Annotated in this window: 20 protein-coding genes; 4 read left to right on the top strand and 16 right to left on the bottom strand. The window is 72.5% G+C overall.

Going from position 1 to position 25025, the window contains the following annotated elements; all coding sequences use genetic code 11:
- The 16 genes from LQ326_RS04095 to LQ326_RS04020 form a co-directional block, all read right to left on the bottom strand.
- Complete coding sequence (locus LQ326_RS04095; RefSeq protein ID WP_234532530.1) at positions 1–906, bottom strand: universal stress protein; 906 nt, start codon at positions 904–906, stop codon at positions 1–3.
- 242 nt (positions 907–1148) lie between these two features.
- Entirely contained in the window at positions 1149–1643 is a 495-nt protein-coding gene (locus LQ326_RS04090; protein WP_234532527.1) for a flavodoxin domain-containing protein, read from the bottom strand.
- A gap of 15 nt (positions 1644–1658) precedes the next feature.
- Positions 1659–2387: a CBS domain-containing protein gene (locus tag LQ326_RS04085; RefSeq protein WP_234532524.1), complete on the bottom strand. Its 729-nt coding sequence runs from the start codon at positions 2385–2387 to the stop codon at positions 1659–1661.
- 20 nt (positions 2388–2407) lie between these two features.
- The gene (locus LQ326_RS04080) at positions 2408–5104 is read right to left on the bottom strand and encodes a bifunctional acetate--CoA ligase family protein/GNAT family N-acetyltransferase (protein ID WP_234532522.1); all 2697 of its coding nucleotides are present in this window, start codon (positions 5102–5104) and stop codon (positions 2408–2410) included.
- Between the two features lie 207 nt (positions 5105–5311).
- Positions 5312–6325, bottom strand: coding sequence for a type I glyceraldehyde-3-phosphate dehydrogenase (gap, locus tag LQ326_RS04075; protein WP_234532521.1), 1014 nt, complete (start codon positions 6323–6325; stop codon positions 5312–5314).
- 31 nt (positions 6326–6356) lie between these two features.
- The gene (locus tag LQ326_RS04070; protein ID WP_234532518.1) at positions 6357–8741 is read right to left on the bottom strand and encodes a phosphoketolase family protein; all 2385 of its coding nucleotides are present in this window, start codon (positions 8739–8741) and stop codon (positions 6357–6359) included.
- Positions 8742–8816: 75 nt separating this feature from the next.
- Positions 8817–9677, bottom strand: a complete 861-nt coding sequence (locus tag LQ326_RS04065; protein ID WP_234532842.1) for a universal stress protein — start codon at positions 9675–9677, stop codon at positions 8817–8819.
- 5 nt (positions 9678–9682) lie between these two features.
- Entirely contained in the window at positions 9683–10705 is a 1023-nt protein-coding gene (locus tag LQ326_RS04060; RefSeq protein ID WP_234532516.1) for a zinc-dependent alcohol dehydrogenase, read from the bottom strand.
- Positions 10706–10729: 24 nt separating this feature from the next.
- Positions 10730–11635 carry a universal stress protein gene (locus LQ326_RS04055; RefSeq protein ID WP_234532514.1) on the bottom strand — a complete coding sequence of 302 codons (906 nt, stop codon included), beginning with the start codon at positions 11633–11635 and terminating at the stop codon, positions 10730–10732.
- 136 nt (positions 11636–11771) lie between these two features.
- The gene (locus tag LQ326_RS04050; RefSeq protein WP_234532512.1) at positions 11772–12398 is read right to left on the bottom strand and encodes a hypothetical protein; all 627 of its coding nucleotides are present in this window, start codon (positions 12396–12398) and stop codon (positions 11772–11774) included.
- A 142-nt stretch (positions 12399–12540) separates the two neighbouring features.
- On the bottom strand, positions 12541–13278 hold the full coding sequence (gene pflA, locus LQ326_RS04045; protein WP_372496720.1) for a pyruvate formate-lyase-activating protein: 738 nt from the start codon (positions 13276–13278) through the stop codon (positions 12541–12543).
- Complete coding sequence (gene pflB, locus LQ326_RS04040) at positions 13275–15533, bottom strand: formate C-acetyltransferase (RefSeq protein ID WP_234532510.1); 2259 nt, start codon at positions 15531–15533, stop codon at positions 13275–13277. The genes pflA and pflB overlap by 4 nt, the downstream gene beginning before the upstream one ends.
- Positions 15534–15683: 150 nt before the next feature.
- Positions 15684–16607 (bottom strand): carbamate kinase, encoded by a 924-nt coding sequence (locus tag LQ326_RS04035; protein WP_234532508.1) that lies wholly within the window; start codon positions 16605–16607, stop codon positions 15684–15686.
- 14 nt (positions 16608–16621) lie between these two features.
- Positions 16622–17623 carry an ornithine carbamoyltransferase gene (gene argF / locus LQ326_RS04030; protein WP_234532506.1) on the bottom strand — a complete coding sequence of 334 codons (1002 nt, stop codon included), beginning with the start codon at positions 17621–17623 and terminating at the stop codon, positions 16622–16624.
- Between the two features lie 23 nt (positions 17624–17646).
- Positions 17647–18852, bottom strand: coding sequence for an arginine deiminase (locus LQ326_RS04025; RefSeq protein WP_234532504.1), 1206 nt, complete (start codon positions 18850–18852; stop codon positions 17647–17649).
- A 24-nt stretch (positions 18853–18876) separates the two neighbouring features.
- Positions 18877–20265 (bottom strand): APC family permease, encoded by a 1389-nt coding sequence (locus LQ326_RS04020; RefSeq protein WP_234532838.1) that lies wholly within the window; start codon positions 20263–20265, stop codon positions 18877–18879.
- Between the two features lie 283 nt (positions 20266–20548).
- Between LQ326_RS04020 and LQ326_RS04015 the strand changes: the two genes are divergently transcribed.
- The 4 genes from LQ326_RS04015 to LQ326_RS04000 all read left to right on the top strand — a co-directional run bounded on the left by LQ326_RS04015 (position 20549) and on the right by LQ326_RS04000 (position 25022).
- On the top strand, positions 20549–21007 hold the full coding sequence (locus LQ326_RS04015; protein ID WP_234532502.1) for a Crp/Fnr family transcriptional regulator: 459 nt from the start codon (positions 20549–20551) through the stop codon (positions 21005–21007).
- Positions 21008–21046: 39 nt separating this feature from the next.
- The gene (locus LQ326_RS04010) at positions 21047–21733 is read left to right on the top strand and encodes a CBS domain-containing protein (RefSeq protein WP_234532500.1); all 687 of its coding nucleotides are present in this window, start codon (positions 21047–21049) and stop codon (positions 21731–21733) included.
- 86 nt (positions 21734–21819) lie between these two features.
- On the top strand, positions 21820–22521 hold the full coding sequence (locus tag LQ326_RS04005) for a response regulator (RefSeq protein ID WP_234532498.1): 702 nt from the start codon (positions 21820–21822) through the stop codon (positions 22519–22521).
- 929 nt (positions 22522–23450) lie between these two features.
- On the top strand, positions 23451–25022 hold the full coding sequence (locus LQ326_RS04000) for an oleate hydratase (RefSeq protein ID WP_234532495.1): 1572 nt from the start codon (positions 23451–23453) through the stop codon (positions 25020–25022).
- The last annotated feature ends 3 nt before the right edge of the window (positions 25023–25025 follow it).

The raw sequence follows: 25025 nt of genomic DNA, 5'->3' as shown, positions 1-25025 counted from the left end.
TCAGCCGTGCGCCACGACCGCGACGGGCGCGCTGATGTGGTGCAGGGCGGCGTGGGTGACATGGCCGATGTGGGCGCCGAGGGGACCGGTACGGATGCGCCGGCCGACGACGGCCAGGGACGCGTCGCGGGACGCGTTGACCACGGCCTGCGCGGCGCTGCCGCAGCGGCTCGCCTCGATCACGTCGACGCCCGGGAACTTCCCCCGCCAGGGACGCAGCGCCTCGGCCAGAGCGGCGCGATGGCTCCGTTCGAGGTCGTCCTGGAGTTCCGCGTCACCGGGGAAGCGGTAGTAGGACGTGGCCGTCTCCGGCCAGGCGGACACTACGCGCAGCGGTGTCCCCCGGCGAACGGCGGCGTCGAAGGCGAACTCCAGCAGCATGTCGTCCGGGTGATCGACGTCGAGGCCGAGCACGACCGGCCTGAACGGTGTGGCGGCGGACGGCACGCCCGCCGGATCCATCCTGTGCTCGTCCGCGGCCTGCTCGCCCCCGCGCACCAGCACCACGGGCCGTTCCACGCGGGCCACGACCGCCAGGCTCACCGAGCCGACCACGAACCCGCCGATGCCGCCGAAACCCCGCGAGCCCAGCACGAGCAGGTCGGCGAGGCCCGCCGCCTCGCACAGGGCTTCGGGCACACCACCCGTCAGCTGCTCGGTGAGCACCTCGAGGCCGGGATGCCGCAGCCGAAGGCCCTCGGCGGACTCGTCCGGCAGCTGCGGGGTCCAGTGCTGACGGGTCTCGGGGCCCACCAGCGGAGCCTGCGCCACGGGGGCGGGGGCGGGCTCCGCGACATGCACGAGCTTCAGCGGCAGGCCGCGCAGCTGCGCTTCGCGTGCCGCCCACTCGGCGGCGGCCCGGGCCTCGGGCGATCCGTCGAGACCTACGGTGACGGTTCGTACCATGATCTCCACCTCCGGGGAGGAGCGTCCCCTTTCCAGCGTGCCGACACGCTGCCGGGCCGCCAGGGGCCGTACGTCCCTGCACGGGACCGACCGGCCCACGGGCGGGCGTGGGCCGGTCCCCCGGCGTCGTCACCCCCCAGGCCGGCCGGTCCGCCGCTCTCCGCCGCTCTCCGCCGCTCAACGGATGTGAGGCACGGCGCGGCGGCGCCTGCCGGGCCGCCGGGCCGGGCGGCGGAACCCGGTCAGTTCTTCAGCTCCGCGGCGATCGCCGAGGCCCACGCCGCCACGGCCTCGAAGTCCCGGAAGTCGCCGCCGCTCCCCGAGTCCAGGATCCTCCGGGCCAGCCAGCCGTCCGCGTCGTCGTCGAGGCAGCCGCCGAAGGTGGCGTGACCGCGGGCGTGCAGTTCCTGCATCGCACGGCGCACCCCGCGCACGGGCGGGATGTCCCGTTCGGAGGCGGAGGCGTCGAGCGGGCCGCTGCTGAAGAACCAGACGGGCCGCTGGGCGAGGTCGTGGCGGTGGCGGCGGACGAACGCGCGGGCGTCCTTGTGCCAGCGGCCGGCGTACAGCCCGCCGCCGACCACGACCGCGTCGTAGCGGGTGACGAAGGGGACGACCGAGGCCCGCATCGTCTCGACCGTCAGCCCGTGCTCGCGCAGGGTGCCGGCGATCGACTCGGCGATGTGCGCGGTCGATCCGTTCTTCGTGCCGTAGGTGACTAACACCGTGGGTGTCATGGGGACGGTCTCCTCTCACAGTCCGCGCAGCCAGCCGTCGGCCGCGTCGTGCGATGCCTGTTGCTCGCGGACGCGGGCGTCGTCCAGGCGGTAGGTCAGCTTGTCGACCACGTCGACCACGCCGTCGATCTGACGGGTCATGGAGACGGCGATCTCGGTCTCGGTCTTGCGTTCCATGTGGCCGGTGAGTGTCACGACGCCCTGCCTCACGGACACGTCGACGGTGCGGGGCGGCAGCCACAGGGCGCGGACGAGGACCTCCTCGGTCACCTCGTCGCGGATGTCGTCGTCGGGGCGCAGGAAGACCTGCAGCAGGTCACGGCGGGTGACGATGCCGACCAGCCGGTCCTCCTCGTCGAGGACGGGGAGCCGTTCCACGTGCCGTTCGGCCATGGTGCGGGCCGCCTCGACGATGGTGTTCTCGGCGTGCACCGTGACCGGCGGGTCCGACATCAGGTCTCCGGCGGTGCGTGCCTGTGCCTTGGCCGCCTGCCTCCTGCCACCGCGCGTCAGCTGGCCGAGCCCCACGCGGTACTTCGCCCCGTAGGGGTCGGGGGCGATGGCCTGGCGGGCCATCAGGTCCGTCTCGGAGATGACCCCGATGACCTTGTCGTCGTCGTCGATCACGGGAAGGCCGCTGATCCGGTGCTCGGCGAGGAGTCGCGCGACCTCCTTGAAGGGAGTGCTGTAGCCGGCGTGGACGACATCCGTGCTCATCACGGAGCCCACCTTGTTGTGCCTCATCTCGGTTTCCTCCTCAGTCCTCAGCGGAGCCGGCGCAGATACGGGTCCTGGGGCCCGCGCGGCAGCAGCCGTATCCGTGCGTCGAGCACGGTGACCGAGCCCGGTGCGGCCAGGACGGGGTTGAAGTCGGCCTCGGCGAGCTGCGGCAGGTCCGCCGCCATCCGGGACAGCCGCAGGAGCAGTTGCTCCAGGGCTTCGAGGTCGACGGGTCCGTTGCCGCGGGCGCCGAACAGCAGGGGCGCGCAGCGCGGCGACGTGATCAGATCGTGCACGTCGTGGTCGGTGAGCGGGGCGAGCCGGGCCGCCTGGTCGGCGAGCACCTCGGTGGCCGTACCGCCGAGCCCGAACAGGACCAGCGGTCCGAACACCTCGTCCTGGACGACGCCGGCGAACAGTTCGGTGCCGCGCCGGGCGAGCGACTGGACGACCACGCCGGTCATCAGGCCGCCGAAGCGCGTCTCCAGGTCCCGGAAGGCGGCGCGTACCTGGGGCTCGCCGCGCAGGTCGAGGTGGACCGCGCGCTCCTCGCTCTTGTGGACGAGCCCGGGCCAGTGGGCCTTCATGACGACCCGGCCGTCGGCGCCCCGCAGCCGTTCGGCGGCACGCACGGCGTCGTCCTCGGTCTCGGCCCAGGCCCACGGGATCTGCGGGATGCCGTAGCAGGCGAGCAGGTCGGCGCAGGTGCGCGGGTCGAGCCAGCCGCCGTCCGGGTGCGCGGCGAGGTGGGCGTCGGCGAGGGCGTGGGCCCGCTCGGTCTCGATGTCGTCGAGGGCCGGTACGGTGCCGGCCGGGCGGGCCAGCCAGGCCGCGCGGCCGGCCGCATGGGCCAGCGCGCGGGCGGCCGCCTGCGGTTCGGCGTAGGACGGGATGGTGCCGCCCGGGTCGGCGGCGGGCAGCAGCTTCACCGGCAGGTCCTGCTCCAGGCGGACGGCGAGGACCGGCTTGGGCCTGCGGCCGGGCGCCCCGGTGAGGGCCCGTACCAGGTCGTCGCCGGTGGCGGTGGCGAGGGCCGTGGGGACCAGGGCCACCAGGACCGCGTCGACGCCCGGGTCCGCGACGAGCGCGTCGACGCAGTCCGTGAGCTGTTCCTCGGTCACGACGGCGGTGGCGTCGACCGGGTTGCCGATGACCGCTCCGCCGGGCAGCACGGCCAGCAGCGCGTCGGTCATCGCCGGGGTGAACGGCGGCAGGACCAGCCCGGCCTCGGCGCAGGCGTCGGCGGCCAGGACCCCGGCGCCGCCCGCGTTGGTGACGACGGCGACGCGGTTGCCTTCCGGCAGCGTCTGGGAGTGCAGCAGCGCGGCCGCTTCGAGGAGTTCGCCGACCGAGCGGGTGGCGGTGATGCCGGCCTGGGTGAACAGGGCCCGGCGGGTCATGGTGGGGGTGGCGGCGGCCGCGGTGTGGGAGGCGGCGGCCCGGCGGCCGGCCGCGGACCGGCCGGCGTCCACGGTCAGTACCGGCATCCGGCGGGCGACCCGGCGGGCGGTACGGGAGAAGGCGCGCGGGTTGCCGAAGGACTCCAGGTGCAGCAGGGCGAGGTCGGTACGGCCGTCGGTCTCCCACCACTGGAGCATGTCGTTGCCGCTGACGTCGTACTTGTCGCCGAGCGAGACGAAGGACGACACACCGATGCCGAGCCGGGACAGGCCGTCGAGCAGGGCGATGCCGATACCGCCGGACTGGACGGCGACACCGGCCGCCCCGGGGCGGGGGTGCCCGGCGGCGAAGGTCGCGTCGAGGCTCAGCCGGGCCTCCGTGTTGGAGATGCCGAGGCAGTTGGGACCGACGAGGCGCATGCCGTGGGTGCGGCATGCGGCGCGCAGCGCCTGCGCCTGGTCGGGGCCTAGACCCGAGGTGACGACGAGGAGGGCGCGGACGCCGGCCGTGCCGCACTCCTCGGCGCACGCCGCGACGGCAGCCGCGGGCACCGCCACGACCACCAGGTCCGGGGTCACGGGCAGGGCGCTGACGGACGGGTAGCACGGCACGCCGAGGACCGAGGTCATGCCGGGGTTCACGGCGAGGAGCCGGCGGGTGTAGCCGCCGGTGCGGATGTGGTGGAGGATCGCCCGGCCGACGGAGCCGGGTTTGCGTCCGGCGCCGACGACGGCGACCGCCTCCGGGCACAGCAGCGGCCGCAGGCTCGCCACGTCGGCGGCGCGGCCGCGGGCCTCGACTGCGGCGAGGTAGGCGTCGTCCTGGTCGAGGCGGATGGTGCAGCGCGTCTCCGGGCCCTCGAAGCGGCGGGACGTGCGCAGGCCGAGGTCCGAGAAGAGGCGGAGCACCTCGCGGTTCTCGCTGAGCGCGTCGGCCGTGAAGGTGGTGATGCCGTCGGCACGGGCGGCCGAGACCAGGTGCTCGACGAGAAGCGTGCCGACGCCGCGGTGATGCAGCCCGTCGGCCACGGCGATGGAGATCTCCGCCGAGCCCTTGTCGTCTCCGCTCTCGTACTCGGCGAGGCCGAGGATCCGGCCCCGGGCCTCGGCGAGGAGCGCCCGGTAGCCGGGGCGGGCCGGGGCGCACGCCCGGTCGGCGGCCATGGCCGCCGAGCGCCGGCTGACCGAGAAGAACCGCAGGCGGAGGTTCTCGGACGACATGTCGTCGTAGAACCCCTTCAGCCGGTCGTGGTCGCCGGCGGTCGCGGACCGGATGCACACGGTGGTGCCGTCCGCGAGCAGCGCGTGGGCGGGGGCTCGTTCGAGCAGCGAGTCGGTCATCGCGGTTGTCCTCCAAACCGGTTGGCACTACGAGCATCCGGCGCGGCGGGCCGCCGCCCCATGGGCTGTCCGGGGTGAGCCGGGGGCCGATCGGCCCTGATCAGGAGGACTGGTCGGGACCGGGGCCGCCGAACGCGGCTGCCCTCGCCGGCGACCGGTAACCGGTCGGCCGGCGAGGGCAGGACGAGGTGGTGCCGGGGGCCGGGGTCAGTCCTCCGCCACCAGGGCCGTGAGGTCCAGGAGCCGGTTGGTGTAGCCCCACTCGTTGTCGTACCAGCCGAAGACCTTGGCCAGCGTGCCGTTGGCCTGGGTGAGGGCCGGGTCGAAGACGCAGGAGGAGGGGTCGCCGATGACGTCACGGGAGACGATCGGGGCCTTGGACACCCGCAGGATGCCGTCCAGCGCGCCCTCGGCGGCCGCCTCGAACGCGGCGTTGATCTCGTCCGGGCTCGCCTCGCGGCCGAGCACCACCGCGAGGTCGGTGAGCGAGCCGTCCTCCACCGGCACCCGGACCGCGATCCCGTCCAGCGCGCCCGCCAGCTCCGGCACCACGAGCCCCACGGCGCGGGCGGCGCCGGTGCTGGTCGGGATGATGCTGAGCGCCGCCGAGCGGGCCCGGCGCAGGTCCTTGTGCGGCCCGTCCAGCAGGGACTGGTCGTTGGTGTAGCCGTGGATGGTCGTCATCACGCCGCGTTCGATGCCGAAGGCCTCGTCGAGGACCTTCACCATCGGGGCGACGCAGTTGGTGGTGCAGGACGCGGCGGAGACGATCCGGTGCTCGTGCCGGTCGTAGGTGCGGTCGTTGACGCCCATGACGATGGTGGCGTCGACGTCCTTGCCGGGCGCGGACAGCAGAACCGTGTGGGCGCCGGCCTTCAGATGCAGGGCGGCGGAGTCGCGGTCCCGGAAGCGGCCGGTGGACTCGACGACGATCCCGGCGCCGTAGTCCAGCCAGTGCAGGGCGGCCGGGTCCCGTTCGGCGGTGACGGCGATGCGCCTGCCGTCCACGGTGATCGAGCTGTCGTCGTGCACGACCTCGCGTCCGATGCGCCCGAACGTCGAGTCGTACTCCAGCAGGTGGGCCAGGGTGGCGGGCGAGGTGATGTCGTTGATCGCGACGACCTCGACGTCCTGGGTGCCCGCTTCCGCGCGGTCGAGTGCCGCGCGCAGGTAGGTACGGCCGATCCGGCCGAAGCCGTTGATGCCGACCCGTACGGTCATGATGACGGACTCCTTTCGGGGGTGGGGGTGTTCAGCTGTTCCAGGTCCAGTCGGCGACCTCGGGCAGATCGGTGCCGTGCTCGCGGATCCAGGCCTGGTGACGGGTGCGCGCGTCGGCCATCTGCTGACGTACGCCCGCCGCGCGGACGGCGAGACCGGGCACCCGGTCGATGACGTCCATGACCAGCCGGTAGCGGTCCAGGTCGTTGCGGACGACCATGTCGAACGGCGTCGTCGTGGTCCCGGACTCCTTGTAGCCGCGCACATGCAGGTTCCCGTGCCCGGTACGCCGGTAGGCGAGCCGGTGGATGAGCCAGGGATACCCGTGGTAGGCGAAGATCACCGGCTTGTCCTTGGTGAACAGGCCGTCGTACTCGAAGTCGCTCATCCCGTGCGGGTGCTCCTCCTTGGGCACCAGCCTCGTCATGTCGACGACGTTGACCACCCGCACCACCAGCCCGGGCAGGTTCCGGCGCAGCAACTGGGCTGCGGCCAGGACCTCCTGGGTGGGCACGTCGCCGGCGCAGGCCAGCACCACGTCGGGTTCGCGGGAGCCGTCCTCGGTGCCGGCCCACTCCCAGATCCCCGCGCCGCGCGCGCAGTGCACACGCGCCTGGTCCATCGAGAGCCAGTCGAAGCAGGGCTGCTTGCCGGCCACGATGACGTTGACGTAGTCCCGGCTGCGCAGCGCGTGATCCGCGACCGACAGCAGCGTGTTGGCGTCCGGCGGGAGGTAGACCCGGACGACCTCCGGGCTCTTGTTGAGGACGTGGTCGACGAAACCGGGGTCCTGGTGCGAGAAACCGTTGTGGTCCTGCCGCCACACGTGGGACGTGAGGAGGTAGTTGAGGGAGGCGATCGGGGCGCGCCAGGGCAGCTGCCTCGAGGTCCTGAGCCACTTGATGTGCTGGTTGACCATGGAGTCGACGATGTGCACGAACGCCTCGTAGCAGGAGAACAGCCCGTGCCGGCCGGTCAGCAGATAGCCCTCCAGCCAGCCCTGGCACAGGTGCTCGGAGAGGATCTCCATCACCCGGCCGTGGTGGTCGAGGTGCTCGTCGACCGGAAGCCGCCCGGCCTGCCACGCCTTGCCGCTGGCCTCGAAGACGGCCTGGAGCCGGTTGGAGGCGGTCTCGTCCGGCCCGACCAGCCGGAAGTCCCGGCGCAGCCGGGTGTCCTTCATGACCCGGGCCAGGAAGTCGCCCAGCACCCGGGTGGGCTCGTGCAGGGTGCTGCCCGGCTTGTCGACGGGGACGGCGAACTCGTCGAGATCGGCCAGCGGCAGATCGCGCACCAGGAGGCCGCCGTTGGCGTACGGCGACGCACCCAGCCGGCGGATCCCCTCGGGGACGCAGGCCAGCACGTCGGCGACCGGCCGCCCGTCGGGCCCGAAGAGCTCCTCGGGCCGGTAGGACCGCAGCCACGCCTCCAGCTGCCGCAGATGCTCCGGGTTCTCGCGGACCTCGGCGAGCGGGACCTGGTGGGCCCGCCAGGTGCCCTCGACCGGCACGCCGTCGACCACCGCGGGCCCCGTCCAGCCCTTGGGCGTACGCAGCACGATCACCGGCCAGTGCACCCGCTCGGTGACCCCGTCCTCGCGCGCCGAACGCTGCATCACGGCGATCCGGTCCAGGGCGTCGTCCATCGCCGCCGCCATGGCCCGGTGGACCTCGCGCGGATCGTCACCCGTGACGTGGATCGGGTCGTGGCCGTAGCCGCGCAGCAGGGCGTCCAGTTCGGCCTCGGGCAGGCGGGCCAGCACGGTCGGGTTGGCGATCTTGTAGCCGTTCAGGTGCAGGATCGGCAGGACCGCACCGTCGTGCACCGGGTCGAGGAACTTGTTGGAGTGCCAGGAAGCGGCCAGCGGCCCGGTCTCCGCCTCGCCGTCCCCGATCACGCACGCGACCAGCAGATCCGGATGGTCGAGGGCGGCGCCGTAGGCGTGGGCGAGGGAGTAGCCGAGCTCACCGCCCTCGTGGATGGAGCCGGGCGTCTCGGGGGCGACGTGGCTGGGCACCCCGCCGGGGAAGGAGAACTGCCGGAACAGGCGGCCCATCCCCTGCCCGTTTCGGGGTACGTCGGGGTAGGTCTCGCTGTAGCTGCCCTCCAGCCAGGAGTTCGCCAGCACCGACGGACCGCCGTGGCCCGGTCCCCACACGCACAGCGCGTCCAGGCCCCGGGCCTTGATCACCCGGTTGAGGTGGGTGTAGACCAGGTTCAGGCCGGGCGAGGTGCCCCAGTGGCCCAGCAGCCGGGGCTTGATGTGCTCCGGGCGCAGCGGCTCGGTGAGCAGCTGGTTGGACATCAGGTAGATCTGGCCTGCCGCGAGGTAGTTGGCGGCACGCCAGTGCGCGTCCAGGGTGCGCAGTTCCTCGTCGGACAGTGCGATGGCGTCCTGGTGTTCGGCCTTGGACATGGAAAGGGCTCCGTGAGTCGGTCATCGGGCGGTGGTGGGGCCAGGCGGGTGAAGCCGCGGCGGTGCGGGCGGGCGTCACGTCCGTTCGGGGACGACGGCGACCGGGCAGGCGGCGTGGTGCAGGACCCCGTGGGCCACCCGGCCCAGCTGGAGCCCGAGGTGCCCGGTACCGCGCCGGGCGCCGACCACGAGCAGGTCGGCGTCGTGCGAGGCGGCCAGCAGCACCTGGCGGGCGGGGCCCTCGACGGTCTGCCGGTGCACGTGCACCTCCTTCGGTAGGTCGCGCAGCGCCTCCTCCAGGGTGTCCGAGGCCTGCTGCTCGTGCAGCCGGGCGGGTTCCCCGGAGAGCAGCGGGTGATCGGTGGTCTCCCGCGCGGGGCACCGCCAGGCCCGTACGGCGTCCACCTCGGCGCCCCGCAGCCCGGCCTCCCGGACCGCGAAGCCGACGGCCTCCTTGCCGCCGACGCCGAGCACGATCCGGCCGCCGGCCCCGGTGCGGACCTGGTTGTCGTGGCTGCCGCGGAGGACGATCACCGGGCAGTGGGAGTGCGCGGCGACGGCGAGGCCGACCGAACCGAGCAGCATCTCGACGAAACCGCTGCGCCCCCGGGAGCCCAGCACCAGCACGGCGGCCTCGCGGCTCTCGCGCACCAGCGCGTACTCCGGCTCCTCGGGCAGGACGTCGGTGGTGACCTTCAGGCCGGGCCGGCGCAGGCCGGCCCGCCGGGCCGCGCCGGCGACGATGTCCTCGGCCCTCAGCTGGTCGGACGGCTTGACGAGATCCTCGGCGAGCGATTCACCCTCGTACCGTTCCCACAGCGAGGCGTACACCAGCCGCAGCGGCGCCCCGCGCAGGACGGCCTCGTCGGCCGCCCAGTCGACGGCCCGCAGGCTGGACTCGGAGCCGTCGACCCCGACCACGACCGGCAGACCCATGGTGGTCACCGTCCCACCCCCATGTCGAACACGATCCGGGCCTTGACCTCGCCGCGCAGCACGTCCTCGATCGACTCGTTGACGGTCGCCAGCGGCCGGGTCTCGTAGACGACCCTGGTCCGGCCGGCCGCGTGCAGCCGGAATACCTCGGCGAGGTCCTGCCGGGTGCCCACGATGGAGCCGATCACGCTCGTGCCGTTCAGCACGGTGTCGAAGATCGGGACGCGGACGGTGCCGTGCGCGGGCAGCGCCACCATCACCAGCTTGCCGCCGCGCCGCAGGCCGGAGTTGACGGCCTCGAAGGCGGCGTCGTTCACGGCGAGCGCGATCGCCGCGTGCGCTCCGCCGTGCCGCTTGAGCACCTCACCGACGTCGTCCTTGCGGGCGTCGATGACGAGGTCGGCGCCGAGTTCGGCGGCGAGCTCCAGCTTGTCGTCGGTGACGTCGATGGCGGCCACCTGGGCACCGGCGATCTTCGCGTACTGCAGGGCGAGGTGCCCGAGTCCGCCGACGCCGGAGATCGCGACGAGCTGGGTGGGCCGTACGCCGGCGACCTTGAGCGCCTTGTACGTGGTGACGCCCGCGCAGGTCAGCGGGGCGGCGTCGAACGCGGTGACGCCCTGCGGGACCGGCTGGGCGAAGTCGGCCCAGGCCAGCATCTTCTCGGCGTACCCGCCGTCGCAGCCGTAGCCGGTGTTGACCTGCTGCTCGCACAGGGTCTCCCAGCCGGAGAGGCAGTGCTCGCACCGGCCGCACGCCTTGCCCAGCCAGGGCACGGCGACCCGCTGTCCGATCGTCAGGTGGGTGACGCCCGCGCCGAGTTCCTCGACGATGCCGACGCCCTCGTGTCCGGGCACGAACGGCGGGTTCGGCTTGACGGGCCAGTCGCCGTGCGCCGCGTGGATGTCGGTGTGGCACAGCCCGGAGGCCTCGACCCGGATCCGGACCTGGCCGGGGCCGGGCTCGGGGTCGGGGCGCTCCTCGATGACCAGGGGCTCGCCGAAGGCTCGTACGACCGCTGCCTTCATGATCTTTCCTCTCCTCGGAGGGGGTCAGCCGTGGGCTACGACGGCGACGGGGGCGGTGGAGTGGTGCATGACGGCGTGGGTGACATGGCCGATGTGGGAGCCGAGGGCACCGCGGCGGATCCGCCGGCCGACGACGACCAGCGAGGCCTCTCGGGACGCCTCGACGAGCAGTTCGGCGGCGCTGCCGTAGCGGGACTCCTCGGCGGTCTCCACGTCCGGGTACTTCTGCCGCCAGGGGCTCAGCACCTCGGTGAGGGCCCGGGACTCCTCCAGGCCCAGCGACTCGTTCAGGGCCGGGTCCAGGGGCATCCCGTACGCGTAGTACGAGGGCGGGAACCAGGTGTGCACGACCCGCAGCGAGGTGGCGCGGCGCAGGGCGGCGTCGTAGGCGAACTCGATCAGCGCCTCGTCCGGGTGGTCGGTGTCGAGGCCGAGGACGACGGGACGGAAGGGTGTCGCGGCGGAGGGAACGCCCGCCGGGTCGGCCTCGTGCTCGTCGGCGGCCTGCTCGCCGGCCCGCACCAGCACCACGGGGCTCTCGGCGTGGGCGACGGCGCTCAGGCCGACGGAGCCGACCAGGAAACCGCCGACACCGCCGAGGGCCCGGGAGCCGAGGACCAGCACGGCGGCGGTCTTCGACGCCTCGGCCAGGACCTCGCCGGCGCTGCCGGACGCCTGCTCGCTGATCACCTCGACACCGGGGTGCCGCTGCCGCAGCCCCGCCGCGGCCTCCCGCGGAATGCGCTCGGTCCAGTGCTGCTGCGTCTCGGGGCCGAGCAGCGGGGCCTGTGCCATGGGGTCGGGGACGGGTTCCCAGACGTGGACGATCTTCAGCGGCAGGCCGCGGAGCTTGGCCTCGCGGGCCGCCCATTCCGCTGCCGCCCGGCTCTCGGCCGAGCCGTCGAGACCTGCGGTGACAGTGCGGGTCATGTTCTGTACCTCCTGGCGCGAGGGATCCGCCGGCTTCCTGCGGCGGATCCGGTTCCAGCGTCGTGTTGGCGGGCTTTCGGGGGCAGGGGCCACAGGTCCCGGACAAGGGCCGTTCGACCCTCTGTCCGGGGGGCGTTCAGCGCAGCCAGCCGTGGGTGCGGACGAAGGGCAGCCGGGCCCACAGCCGCCCCAGGCCCAGGGTGTCGCCGGCGGCCATGACTGCCAGGGCGATCAGGATGACGGCGTAGACGAGGTGGTAGTCGGCGAACGGGTTGCTGGACATGCTCGGTGAGCCGTCCGAGAGGTGCCGGGCGGGCGGCCACTCGGCCGTCCACATCAGCGCCATCATCGCGATGCCCGCGACGGCGGCCGGCCTGAGCGCGACGCCCGCGGTCAGGGCCAGTCCGATGCCGAGGAGGCCGAGCATGAACAGCCAGTCGGCCCAGGGGTCGCCGGCCCAGGAGTGGAAGGTCGACTCCAGCGGGCCGGCGGCGACGGAGCTGAGGAAGCCCTTGGTCGGCGAGCCGCCGTCGATCCAGCCCTTGCCCGACGGGGTGGCGTAGCCGAAGCCGAAGGTCTTGTCGAGGAACGCCCACAGGAAGACGAATCCGGTGAGCAGCCGCAGGGAGGCGAGGGCGTACGCACCCGCGGCGCGCGTGCCGCTGACCGCCGAGACGGCGAGCTCGGCCGTGGAGCCGGTCCGGTTCCCGCGGAACGAGAGGTGGAATCCGGAGCTGCGGTGAGAGTGCTGGTGCACGGCCATGACGGTGGTCCCTTCAGGGAGAGGCGGGTTGTCCGTTCGGTGTCTGACGCCCTTAACTCTCGCCTCGTACCGCGGCCGCCGCCGGATGCCGAAGGTCTGCGCCGGCAGGGCTGAACGGCCCTGTTTCCAAGGGCCGTTGGCATCAGTAGGCGGACAGGCCGTGGGCCCGGAACTGTTCCCGGACGCGCTCGGTCAGCTCGGCGGTGGGAACGGGGTTGTCCTTCAGCCGGAAGGGCACGCCGAGGGCTTCGTACTTCGCTGCGCCGAGCTTGTGGAAGGGCAGTACGTCCACCCGGTCGACCGAGTCGAGTCCCGCGACGAACCGGGCCAGGCCGTCGATGGACTTCGCGTCGTCGGTCCAGCCGGGCACCAGGACGTACCGGATCCACATCGGGACGCCGAGCCGGTCCAGGCGCGTGGCGAAGTTCAGGGTGGGGGCCAGCTCACCGCCGGTCAGGCCACGGTAGGCACGGACGTCGAAGGACTTGATGTCCAGCAGGACCAGGTCGGTGTGGGACAGGAGTTCGTCGGTGGCGCGGGCGCCGAGGAAGCCCGAGGTGTCGAGCGCCGTGTGCAGCCCGGCCTCCTTGCAGCGGCGCAGGATCTCGCCGGTGAAGGCGGACTGCAGGAGCGGTTCGCCGCCCGTGATGGTCACTCCGCCGCCGGCCGTGGTGATGAAGGCGCGGTACTTCTCGATCTCCGCCAGCACCGCGTCGACGGTCGTCTCCCTGCCGTCGCGCATGTGCCAGGTGTCGGGGTTGGCGCAGTACAGGCAGCGCAGCGGGCAGCCGGAGACGAAGAGGACGAACCGGGTCCCGGGACCGTCCACGCCGGTGGACAGGTCCCAGGAGTGGATCCGGCCCCGCGGCCCGGTGCTCACAGCGATCCGTGGAAGGTGCGGCTGATCACGTCGAGTTGCTGCTCCCGGGTCAGCCGGACGAAGTTGACGGCGTAACCGGAGACCCGGATGGTCAGGTCCGGGTAGTTCTCGGGGTGTTCCATCGCGTCCTCCAGGGTGGCCCGGTCCAGGACGTTGACGTTCATGTGGAAGCCGCCGGCCGCCGTGTAGGCGTCGAGGATGCCGACCAGGTTGCCCGCGCGTTCGGCGGGGTTGTGGCCCAGGCCCTCGGGCGTGATGGTCGTGGTCAGGGAGATGCCGTCGCCGGCGTGCTCGTACGGCAGCTTGGCCACCGAGAGGGCCGAGGCGGCGACGCCGTGGCGGTCGCGGCCGTTCATCGGGTTGGCGCCGGGGGCGAAGGGCTGTCCGGCGCGGCGGCCGTCGGGGGTGTTGCCGGTGTGCTTGCCGTAGACGACGTTCGAGGTGATGGTGAGGACCGACTGGGTGTGCTCGGCCTCCCGGTAGGTCGGGTACTGGCGCACCTTCGCCATGAAGGACTCCACCAGGTCGACGGCGATGGCGTCGGCGCGGTCGTCGTTGTTGCCGTACGCCGGGAAGTCGCCCTCGGTTCGGAAGTCGACGGCCAGTCCGGTGGCGTCCCTGATCACCCGCACCCGCGCGTACCGGACGGCGGACAGGCTGTCGGCGGCGACCGACAGGCCGGCGATGCCGCAGGCCATGAAGCGGTGCACAGGGTAGTCGTGCAGGGCCATCTCGATGCGTTCGTAGGCGTACTTGTCGTGCATGTAGTGGATGACGTTGAGCGCGTTGACGTACGTCCGGGCCAGCCAGTCCAGGACGTGGCCGTAGGCCGCCGACAGTTCCTCGTAGTCGAGGTACTCGCCGGTCAGCGGGGGCGCGCAGGGTGCGACCTGTTCGCCGGTCACCTCGTCGCGGCCGCCGTTGATCGCGTACAGCAGGGCCTTGGCGAGGTTGACCCGGGCCCCGAAGAACTGCATCTGCCGGCCGACCTGCATCGCCGACACGCAGCAGGCGATCGCGGTGTCGTCGCCGGTGCGCGGGCGCATCAGCTCGTCGGACTCGTACTGGACGGCGCTGGTGTCGATCGAGACGCGGGCGCAGAACTCCTTGAATCCGGCGGGCAGCCGGGGCGACCAGAGCACGGTCAGGTTGGGCTCGGGGGCCGGGCCGAGGTTGTAGAGGGTCTGCAGGAAGCGGAAGGAGGTGCGGGTGACCAGCGGGCGGCCGTCCGCGCCGATACCGCCGATGGACTCGGTCACCCAGGTCGGGTCGCCGGAGAACAGGGCGTCGTACTCGGGGGTGCGCAGGAAGCGGACGATCCGCAGCTTGATGACGAAGTCGTCGATCAGTTCCTGGGCGCCCCTCTCGTCGAGGAGGCCGTCCGCCAGGTCCCGCTGGAGGTAGACGTCGAGGAAGGTGGAGGTGCGGCCGAGCGACATCGCGGCGCCGTTCTGCTCCTTCACCGCGGCGAGGTAGCCGAGGTAGAGCCACTGCACGGCCTCGTGCGCGGTGGCGGCGGGCCGGGAGACGTCACAGCCGTACGTCGCCGCCATCCGGGTCAGCTCCTGCAACGCCCGGGTCTGTTCGGCCAGTTCCTCCCGGTCACGGATGACGTTGACGCTGGACGCGCAGGCGTCGAGCATGGCTCGCTCGGCCTTCTTGGCCTCGATCAGCCGGTCCGTGCCGTAGAGCGCGACGCGCCGGTAGTCGCCGATGATCCGGCCGCGGCCGTAGGCGTCGGGCAGGCCGGTGATGACGCCGGCCTTGCGGGCGGCGCGCATCTCGGGGGTGTAGGCGTCGAAGACACCGTCGTTGTGGGTCTTGCGGTAGCTGCCGAAGACGCGGGTCACGAACGGGTCGGGCTCGTAGCCGTACGCGCGCAGCCCGTTCTCCACCATCCGCAGGCCGCCGTTCGGCATGATCGCGCGCTTGAGCGGGGCGTCGGTCTGGAGGCCGACGATCAGTTCGCGGTCGCGGTCGATGTAGCCGGGGGCGTGCGAGGTGATCGTGGACGGGGTGGCGGTGTCGACGGCGAGCACGCCCCGGCGCCGTTCCTCCGGGAACAGGGAGCTGACCTTCTCCCAGACGGTGCGGGTGCGCTCGGTGGGGCCGGTCAGGAAGGACGCGTCGCCTTCGTACGGTGTGTAGTTGGCCTGGATGAAGTCGCGTACATCGACGTGCTCGCGCCAGCCGGTGCCCGCGAAGCCTCGCCAGGCGCCGGCCGTCCGGTTGTCTGCTGTCACGGTGACGGTCATCGACGGTTCCCTCTTCTGCTCGCTTCTCGTACTGCTGATCCTGCTGCGGCGCGGTGGGTGCGGGGAGTGCCGACCGGGGCCCGCGGCCGGGGCCGTACGGCCCTTGGCCCATCGGTCTTACGACCCCGTCGGCGCGCACCGTGCCCGTCCTCAGCCGGTGATCAGATCCGGGCGGACCAGGGTGCCCGAGCGGCCGTGGACGATCTCGTAGGCCGCGTCCAGCGCCCCGATGGCGGCCAGTGCGCCGGTGCGCTCGACGAACCGGGACGCGGCCTCGGTCTTCGGTCCCATGGAGCCCTCGGGGAAGCCGCCGCGGCGCAGCTCGGCCGGGGTGGCGTCGAGGAGCGGACGCTGCCGCGGGGTGCCGAAGTCCTCGTAGACATAGGGCACATCCGTGAGGATGAGCAGGAAGTCGGCCTTCAGGTCCTCGGCGAGGAGGGCCGCGGTGAGGTCCTTGTCGATGACGGCCTCGACTCCGGTCAGCGCGCCGCTGTCCAGGTCGGCGGTGACCGGCACGCCGCCACCGCCGGCGCAGATCACCAGGGTGCCGGCGCCGAGGAGGGCGTGGATCGTGTCGGTCTCCACGATCCGTTCCGGCTTCGGCGAGGGCACCACGCGTCGCCAGCCTCCGGTGTCCTCGGCGATGTCCCAGCCCCGCTCGCGGGCGAGGGAGCGGGCCACGTCGCGGGGGTAGACCTGGCCGACGAACTTCGTGGGGTGGCCGAAGGCCGGGTCGTCGGCCCGCACCAGGGTGTGTGTGACGAGGCCGGCGACCTGCCGGCCGGGCAGCGCGTTGTGCAGGGTGCAGGCCAGCAGGGAACCGATCAGGCCCTGGGTCTGGGCGCCGAGCAGGTGCAGCGGGTACGGGGCGCTCAGGGCGGGGTCGGCCGCGCTCTCCATGGCGAGCAGGCCGATCTGGGGGCCGTTGCCGTGGGTGATGACCAGCTCGTGGTCGTGGGCGAGGGCGGCGAGGGCGGTGGCCACCCGGTCGGTGTTGGCCTGCTGGACGGTGGCGTCGGGGCGTTCGCCCCGGTGGAGCAGGGCGTTGCCGCCGAGGGCGACGACGATGCGCATGAGGTCGGTCCTCCCTACCTTGTCAGGGTGGCGACGAGTACCGCCTTGATGGTGTGCAGCCGGTTCTCCGCCTGGTCGAAGACGATCGACGCCGGCGAGGTGAAGACGTCGTCGGTGACTTCGAGGCCGTCCAGGCCGTAGGTGTCGAACAGGTCCTGGCCGAGGCGGGTGCGGCGGTCGTGCAGGGCCGGCAGGCAGTGCATGAACTTCACGCCGGGGTTGCCGGTGGCGGCCAGCGTCTTCTCGTTGACCTGGTACGGGAGCAGCAGCTCGATCCGCTTGCGCCAGGAGTCGGCCGGCTCCCCCATGGAGACCCAGACGTCGGTGTGCAGGAAGTCGGCGTCGCGTACGGCGGTTTCGACGTCCTCGGTGAGGAGGATCCGGGCACCGCTGCGCTCGCCGGTCTCGCGGCAGCGGGCGACGAGGGCGGGGGCGGGCCACAGCTCCTTCGGTGCGGCGATCCGCACGTCCATGCCGAGCAGGGCGCCCATGGACAGCAGCGAGTTGCCCATGTTGTTACGGGCGTCGCCGAGGTAGCAGTAGGCGATGTCGGACAGCGGTTTCGTGCTGTGCTCGTGCATGGTCAGGACGTCGCACAGGCTCTGGGTGGGGTGCGCGGTGTCGGTGAGGCCGTTGTAGACGGGGACGCCGGAGCGGTCGGCGAGTTCGGTGACGAGTGCCTGGTCGGAGCCGCGGTACTCGATGGCGTCGAACATCCGGCCAAGGACCCGGGCGGTGTCGGCGATGGACTCCTTGCCGCCGATGTGGGTGTCGCCGGGACCGAGGTAGGTGGTGCGGGCGCCCTGGTCGGCGGCGGCGACCTCGAAGGCGCAGCGGGTGCGGGTGGAGGTCTTCTCGAAGATCAGCGCGAGGTTGCGGCCGGTGAGCCGGGGCCGCTCGGTGCGGGTGCGCTTCTCGGCCTTGAGGTGCGCCGCGAGGGTGAGGAGGTGGTGGATCTCGGCGGCGGTGAAGTCGAGTTCGCTCAGGTAGGAGCGGCCTCGCAGGTCGACGGTCATGGCGGGTGGTTCCCCTCGCTCGGTCAGTTGGCCGGGTCGCGCTGGATCGGGCAGCTCATGCAGCGCGGTCCGCCGCGCCCGCGGCCGAGTTCGGCGCCGGCGATGGTGACGACCTCGATGCCCTGCTTGCGCAGGTAGGTGTTGGTGGTGACGTTGCGCTCGTAGCCGACGACCACGCCCGGCGCGACGGCGAGGAAGTTGCTGCCGTCGTCCCACTGCTCGCGCTCGGCACCGCGGATGTCCTGCGGCGCGGAGAGCATGCGGACCTTGTCCACGTCGAGGGCCTCGGCGAGCGCGGTCGCCAGGTCGGAGTCGGGGGTCACCTCGAAGCCGGTGTCGCGTTCGGCGCTCGGGGTGAGCGTCCACGAGCGCAGGGAGTCCGCCAGGCCCGGGTAGATGGCGAAGGCGTCCCGGTCGAGCATGGTCAGGACGGTGTCCAGGTGCATGTAGGCGCGGGCGGACGGGAGTTGGACGGCGATCAGCCGGGTCGCCCGGCCGTCGGCGAACAGCCGGGCCGCCAGGTTCTCCACGGCCTGGGCGGTGGTGCGCTCCCCCATGCCGACCAGCACGGCCCCGTTGCCGAGGACATGCACGTCACCGCCCTCCAGGGTGCCCGTCACGCCCTCCAGCAGCGGGACCCCGGCGAACAGCGGGTGGAACCGGTAGATGGCCTCGGCGTGCAGGCTCTCGCGCCGCCGGGCCGGCTTGGCCATCGGGTTGACCGACAGACGGTCGTAGATCCAGCAGGAGTTGTCGCGCGGGAAGAGGTGGTTGGGCAGCGGCGGGAGCGCGAAGTCGTCGGCGTCCAGGGCGTTCCAGACCAGGCTGTGCGGGGCGGCCAGCGGCAGGTCGCTCTTGAGGATCCCGCCGATCAGGTAACCGGCCAGGGTCTCGCCGTCGAGCTCGGCGCACAGCTCCCGTACGGGCTCGACGAGCGCCGGACCGACGGTGGCGGGGGTGACGACCCGGTCCAGCAGCCACCCGCGGGCGCCGGGGACGTCGAGGGTCTGGGCGAGCAGGTCGGCGAAGTAGTGGACGCGGGCGCCGTGGTCGCGCAGGACCTGGGCGAAGGCGTCGTGTTCCTCGCGGGCCCGCTTGGCCCACAGGATGTCGTCGAAGAGCAGTGCGTCGACGTTGCGCGGGGTGAGGCGGGACAGTTCGAGGCCGGGGCGGTGCAGGATCACCTGGCGCAGCGGGCCGACCTCGGAGTCGACGTGGAACGTGTTCATGGTGGCCTTTCCGGGGGCGCTGGGTCAGTCCTGGTGGCGCAGGGGGCGCGGCTTGCGGGCGCCGCCGACGCGGTTGGTGCTCAGTGCGCGGGGGCGCCGGGGGCTCGGGACCGCCGTCTCCGGGGCGCGCCTCGGGGTCTTGGGCCCGGCGGCCCGGCTCTGGTCGCGCTTGAGCCAGACGTAGACCGGCACGCCGAGCAGCACGACGAACAGTCCGTAGTAGACGGTCTGGTAGCCGCTGCCCTGGATGGACCAGTAGGAGAAGGCGAGCGCGAGCGCGGCGACGGTCGTGTCCCGGGCCAGCCGCTTCGGGCTGAGCGACTCCCGGCCCTTCACCAGCAGCCAGTACAGCTGGGCGGCGGCGGAGAACAGGTAGGGGATGACGGCGGTCAGCACGCTCAGCAGCACGATCTTCGTGAAGACGTCCTCGAAGCGGGTGTAGCTGAACACGGTGATCAGCGAGGCCAGCACGGTCGAGGCGATGATCCCGAAGGCGGGCACGCCGTTCGCGCCGCGCAGCCGGGCGAAGGCGGTGGGGAACAGTCCGTCGCGGGCGGCGGCGTAGGGCATCTCGGCGCACAGCATGGTCCAGCCGTTGAGGGCGCCGATGCCGGAGACGATGGCGGCGACGGCGACCACGTCACCGGCCCAGGTGCCGCCGAAGATGTTGTTGGCGGCGTCGGTGAAGGGCGCGGTGGAGGATCCGAGGCCGGCGTGCGAGACGGTTCCGAAGACCGCGAGGGTGCCCAGGATGTAGATGACGGCGCAGACGAGGGTGCCGTACACGGTGGCCCTCGGCACGTTGCGTCCCGGCTCCCGCACCCGGCCGGCCACGACCGAGGCGGCCTCCAGGCCGAGGTAGCTGAACAGGGCGATGGCACCGGCGGCGGAGATCGCGCCCAGTGCCGACTGGCCGCTGGCGTTGAAGGAGCCGAAGTTGTCCGGGTCGACGAAGAACAGCCCGACGGTGGCCATGAAGACCAGCGGGACGAACTTCAGCACGGTGGTGATCACCTGGAAGGCCCCGGTGTTCCGCACGCCGGTCAGGTTGATCGCGGCCGGGATCCACAGGCCGATGAGGGCGAGGAGCACCGAGATCCACGTCTTGTGGCCGGTGTTGACGAACACCTCGGCATAGCCGACCCAGGCCACCACGATCGCCGCGTTGCCGGCCCAGGCGGTGATCCAGTACGACCATGCGTTCAGGAACCCCGCGAACTCGCCGAAGGCCTCGCGGGCGTAGACGTACGGTCCGCCGCTGGCGGTGGTCCGCGCCGCGAGCGAGCCGAAGGTCAGCGCCAGCGCGAGCGCGCCGAGGGTGACGACACCGAAGGCGACCAGCGCGATCGGCCCGTACGGCGCCAGTGCCGAGGGCAGGGCGAAGACACCGGTGCCGATGATGCTGCCGATCACGAGGGCGGAGGCGGCGGGAAGACCGAGGGCCGCCGCCACCGGGGCGGCTCGTCTCCCGCTCGTCGGGGTCGTGGACATGGCTGTGCTCCTTGTGCGTGGCACGGTGGATGGGTCGATGCGGGACCGATCGTTCTGTGCCACGCGGGTGTGCGGGCAGCGGCCGTACGGGCTCGGGGACGTACTGAAGGTCCCGGGCGGCCGGGACCGTTCGGCCCATGCCCGGCCTGGGGCATCCGCCGCACGCTGGCAGTAGTAGGAGTACGTACTTCCCGGGAGGTAGGCCATGAGCACCGCACCGACACCCATCACGCTGCGGGCCCTTCCCGGCGAACACCGGGAACGGCTGATGCGTCTGGCCCGGGAGGTCTCCTTCCCCCAGGGCGCGCGGCTCTTCGAGGAAGGTGCCCGCGCCGACCGGTTCTGGATCATCCGCTCCGGCCGCGTCGAACTCGACATGCACGTCCCCGGCCGCCGGGCGGCGGTCATCGAGAGCCTCGGCCACGACGAACTGGTCGGCTGGTCCTGGCTGTTCGCACCGTATGTGTGGCACCTGGGCGCCGAGGCCACCACACCGGTGCGGGCCTACGAGTTCGACGCCGTCGCCGTCCGGTCCATGTGCCAGGACGACCCGGCGCTGGGCAACGCCGTCAGCCAGTGGGTGGGCCAGGTGCTCGCCCACCGTCTGCGCGCCACCCGTACCCGGCTGCTGGACCTGTACGCGCCGTACGGCGCCGGCGTCTGACGGCGCGCCCCGGTCCGTTCGGCTCTCCTGGGAGTGACCATGCACGGCACACCGCACATCGTGAGCGACGTCATGACACAGACCGTCGTCAGTGTCGGGCGGCGGGCGCCCTTCAAGGAGGTGGTGCGGCTGATGCGGGACTGGCGGGTCAGCGCCCTGCCGGTGGTCGAGGGCGAGGGCCGCGTCGTCGGTGTCGTCTCGGAGGCGGATCTCCTGCGCAAGGAGGAGTTCCGGGACGGCGACCCCGACGACCCCGACGAGCACACCCAACTGCCCGGGGACGCCGGCCTGGCCAAGGCCGGCGCGGTGACGGCGGAACAGCTCATGACCTCCCCCGCGCTCACCACCCGTGCGAACGCCACCCTCGCCGAGGCCGCCCGGATCATGGCACGGGCCAAGGTCAAGCGGCTTCCCGTCGTGGACGAGCTCGGTCTGCTCCAGGGGGTGGTCAGCCGCGCCGACCTGCTCAAGGTCTTCCTGCGCGGTGACGAGGAGATCGCCGAGGAGGTACGGCGCGAGGTCGTCTCCTACCTCTTCCCGCTTCCCTCCTCCGCGCTGCGTGTCGACGTCCACGAAGGGGTGGTGAAGCTCGCCGGCCGGATCCGGGACACCTCCCTCGTCCCGGTGGCGGCGCGGCTGATCCGCGCCATCGAAGGGGTGGTGGACGTGGAATTCGAATTGACGGCCGGTCGCCCGGAGGAGGCGCGTGGGGCCGGTCGGCCCTAGCACAACCGGCCCCGGCAAGGGATGATGTCCCGGGCAGTACGCGGTCTGCCCACCGACCGGGGGCAGCCGGGGAACTAGGGGACGTCATGCCAGAGCCACGCACCTTTTCCGAACAGGACCCGATCCGGGTGTTCCTGCTGGACGATCACGAGGTGGTCCGGCGCGGCATCACCGACCTCCTCGAAGCCGAGCCCGACATCTCGGTCGTCGGCGACGCCGACACCGTCCAGCACGCCCTCGCCCGCGGCCCCGCCCTGCGCCCGCACGTCGCCGTCCTCGACGTCCGGCTGCCCGACGGCGACGGCATCAGCGTCTGCCGTGAGCTGCGCGACCAGATGCCCGACCTGGCCTGCCTCATGCTCACCTCCTTCGACGACGAGGACGCCCTGCTCGACGCGATCATGGCCGGTGCCTCCGGCTACGTCCTCAAGCAGATCAAGGGCTCCGACCTGGTCTCGGCCGTCCGCACCGTCGCCTCCGGGCAGTCCATGCTGGACCCCGCCACCACCGCCCGCCTGATGCGCTCCCTGCGTGCCGACCCCGCCGATACCCCGACGATGCCCGCCGAGCTGGCGAGCCTGTCACCCCGCGAACGCGACATCCTCGCCCTCATCGGCGACGGCCTGACCAACCGCGAGATCGGCAAGAAGCTCTACCTCTCCGAGAAGACCGTCAAGAACCACATCTCCCGCCTCCTCGCCAAGCTGGGCGTCCAGCGCCGCGTGCAGGCCGCCGTCCTCGCCTCCCACCTGGACCAGCCGGAGTCGGGAGACCGTACGGCGAGGTGACCCCCGCCCCGCGGGAAGCGCGGCCGTCGCGGCCACGCTCCTCCACGGGTCGCCCCGGCACACACGCCCCTGGAGGGGCTGTCCGGCGGATCATGCCGCAGACGCGGGTCCGGCACACCCGCCCCCAGAGGGGGTGCTCCCCCGGCGTCGACGTGGGCCGCCGGCGTTCCCCGGCCTTCGGCCGGAAGGTGCCCGCCGCGGTGGGGGCCCCGGCGCGAGCGGGTTCGACCGTGGCGGAGGCCTGATCGGCCATGCCTCCTCCGCCTCGCGGCCGGACGCTCCGCCACGCTCGACCGAGCTCGCGCGAGAGGGACTCCCACGACCTCGCTCACCTCGGCTGACAGCCACCACCGCTTCCCCGCGGCCTGATCCGCCGGACCGCCCCTGGCCACTTCGCCGGACGGACCGTGGGCGGCGGCCGGACCGCTTCCCCGGACGGACCGTGGGCGGCGGCCGGACCGCTTCGCCGAACGGACCGTGCGTGGCGGCCGGCCGCTGCGCCGGCGGGCGCGTGAGCGCATGCGGCGGCCCTGTCCGGCCGCGCGCCGGCCAGGCGCTCGGCCAGGCGCTCGGCCACCGCGCACGGCGTACGCGCCTCGCTGCTCGGCCGGCCACCGCGACGGCCCCGGTCCGCGCGACCCGCTGATCCCACCGGCGGGCAGGCGGCCTCCCCGTCCGCGGACGGACGTGTCCGAGGTCGTGGCCCCCGGCCTGCGGCTCGGCCGGCTCCGTGCTCCGGCCGGACTGCGCCGCGCCTGCGCGGTCGCCGAACAGGCCACCGACCTGCGCGCCCCGGCCCTCGGACAGGGCCGCTGGGGCCGGCCGGGCCCGGCCGGTGACCAACGGCCCACTGACAGCGCGGCTCGCGCGGGAAAACGTGGGGAGACGCGGTTCCCGATGCACGGGCGCGAGCGACGAGGAGTGTTGTGATGGCGAAGGCATATCTGGTGGGCAGCGGGATCGCGGCGCTCGCCGCGGCGGCGTTCCTGATCCGTGACGGCGGCTTCGAGGGATCGGACATCCATCTCTTCGAGGAGCAGATGGGCGTCGGGGGCAGCCTGGACGCGAGCGGCACGGCGGAGGCCGGCTACAGCATGCGCGGCGGCCGGATGTTCGAGGCCGAGTTCCGCTGCACGTACGACCTGCTGTCCGGCATTCCCACGCTGGACGACCCCTCGGTGTCGGTGACGCAGGAGATCCTGGCCGGGCACGAGGAGTTCGCCTGGGACGACGTCGCACGACTGGTCGACGCTGACGGCAGGATCGTCGACGTCGGCTCGATGGGCTTCTCCGAGCGTGATCGGCTGGAGCTGGTCCGGTGCCTGGCCACGCCCGAGGCACACCTGGACGACAAGCGGATCACCGACTGCTTCGGCGAGCACTTCTTCACCACGAACTTCTGGTTCATGTGGTGCACCACCTTCGCCTTCCAGCCCTGGCACAGCGCGATCGAGTTCCGCCGCTACCTCCGCCGCTTCATCCACCTGTTCCCGGAGTTCGGCTCCATGTCCGGCATCCACCGGACCCGGTACAACCAGTACGACTCGATCGTGCGCCCGCTGACGGCCTGGCTGCGCCGCCACGGCGTGACCATCCACCCCGGATGCACGGTCACCGACCTCGGCTTCGCGCCCGGCGTCGGCAGCGGCACGGTGGAGACCGTCACCGTGTCCCGGGCCGGCCGCGACGAGCGGATCACCGTCGCCCCCGGCGATCTGGTCCTGGTCACCAACGGCTCCATGACCGACGCGTCCAGCCGGGGCACGCACACCTCTCCCCCGCCGCCGCCTTCCCAGCGCTCGGACGCCTGGCTGCTCTGGCACCGGCTGGCCCGCGGACGCGAGAACTTCGGGAACCCCGGCACCTTCGACAAGCATGTGAAGGAATCCCGCTGGGAGTCGTTCACCGTCACCGCCAAGGATCCCGCATTCCTGGACGCGCTGGCGGAGTTCAGCGGCCGGGAGACCGGCAAGGGCGGGCTGATGACCTTCACCGGCTCCAACTGGCTGCTCACCATCGTCGCGAACCGCCAGCCCGTCTACCGTGACCAGCCCGAGGACGTCTCGGTCTGGTGGGGCTACGGCCTCTTCCCCGGCCGGGCCGGGAACAGCACAGCCAAGCCGATGACCATGTGCTCGGGGCGGGAGATCCTCGAAGAGGTCCTGCACCACCTGCACCTCGACGACCGCACCCGCGCCCGCGTCCTCGAGACCTCCACGGTGATCCCGTGCCTGATGCCCTACATCACCAGCCAGTTCCTGAGCCGCCGCCGCGACGACCGCCCCGACGTCGTACCGGAGGGCTCGGTCAACCTCGCCTTCATCGGCCAGTTCGCCGAGGTGCCGGACGACGTCGTCTTCACGGTCGAGTACTCCGTCCGCACGGCGTGGACGGCCGTGTCGCAGCTGCTCCACCTCGACAAGCAGCCGCCGCCCGTCTACAAGGGCCACCACGACCCCCGCGTCCTGACAGCCGCGCTGGAGACCATGCACCGCCGCTGAAGC

This window comes from Streptomyces shenzhenensis, assembly GCF_021462265.1.
Classification (GTDB): domain Bacteria; phylum Actinomycetota; class Actinomycetes; order Streptomycetales; family Streptomycetaceae; genus Streptomyces; species Streptomyces shenzhenensis.
The sequence above is the reverse complement of the archived record's forward strand: the minus strand, read 5'-3'. Positions and strand labels throughout refer to the sequence as shown.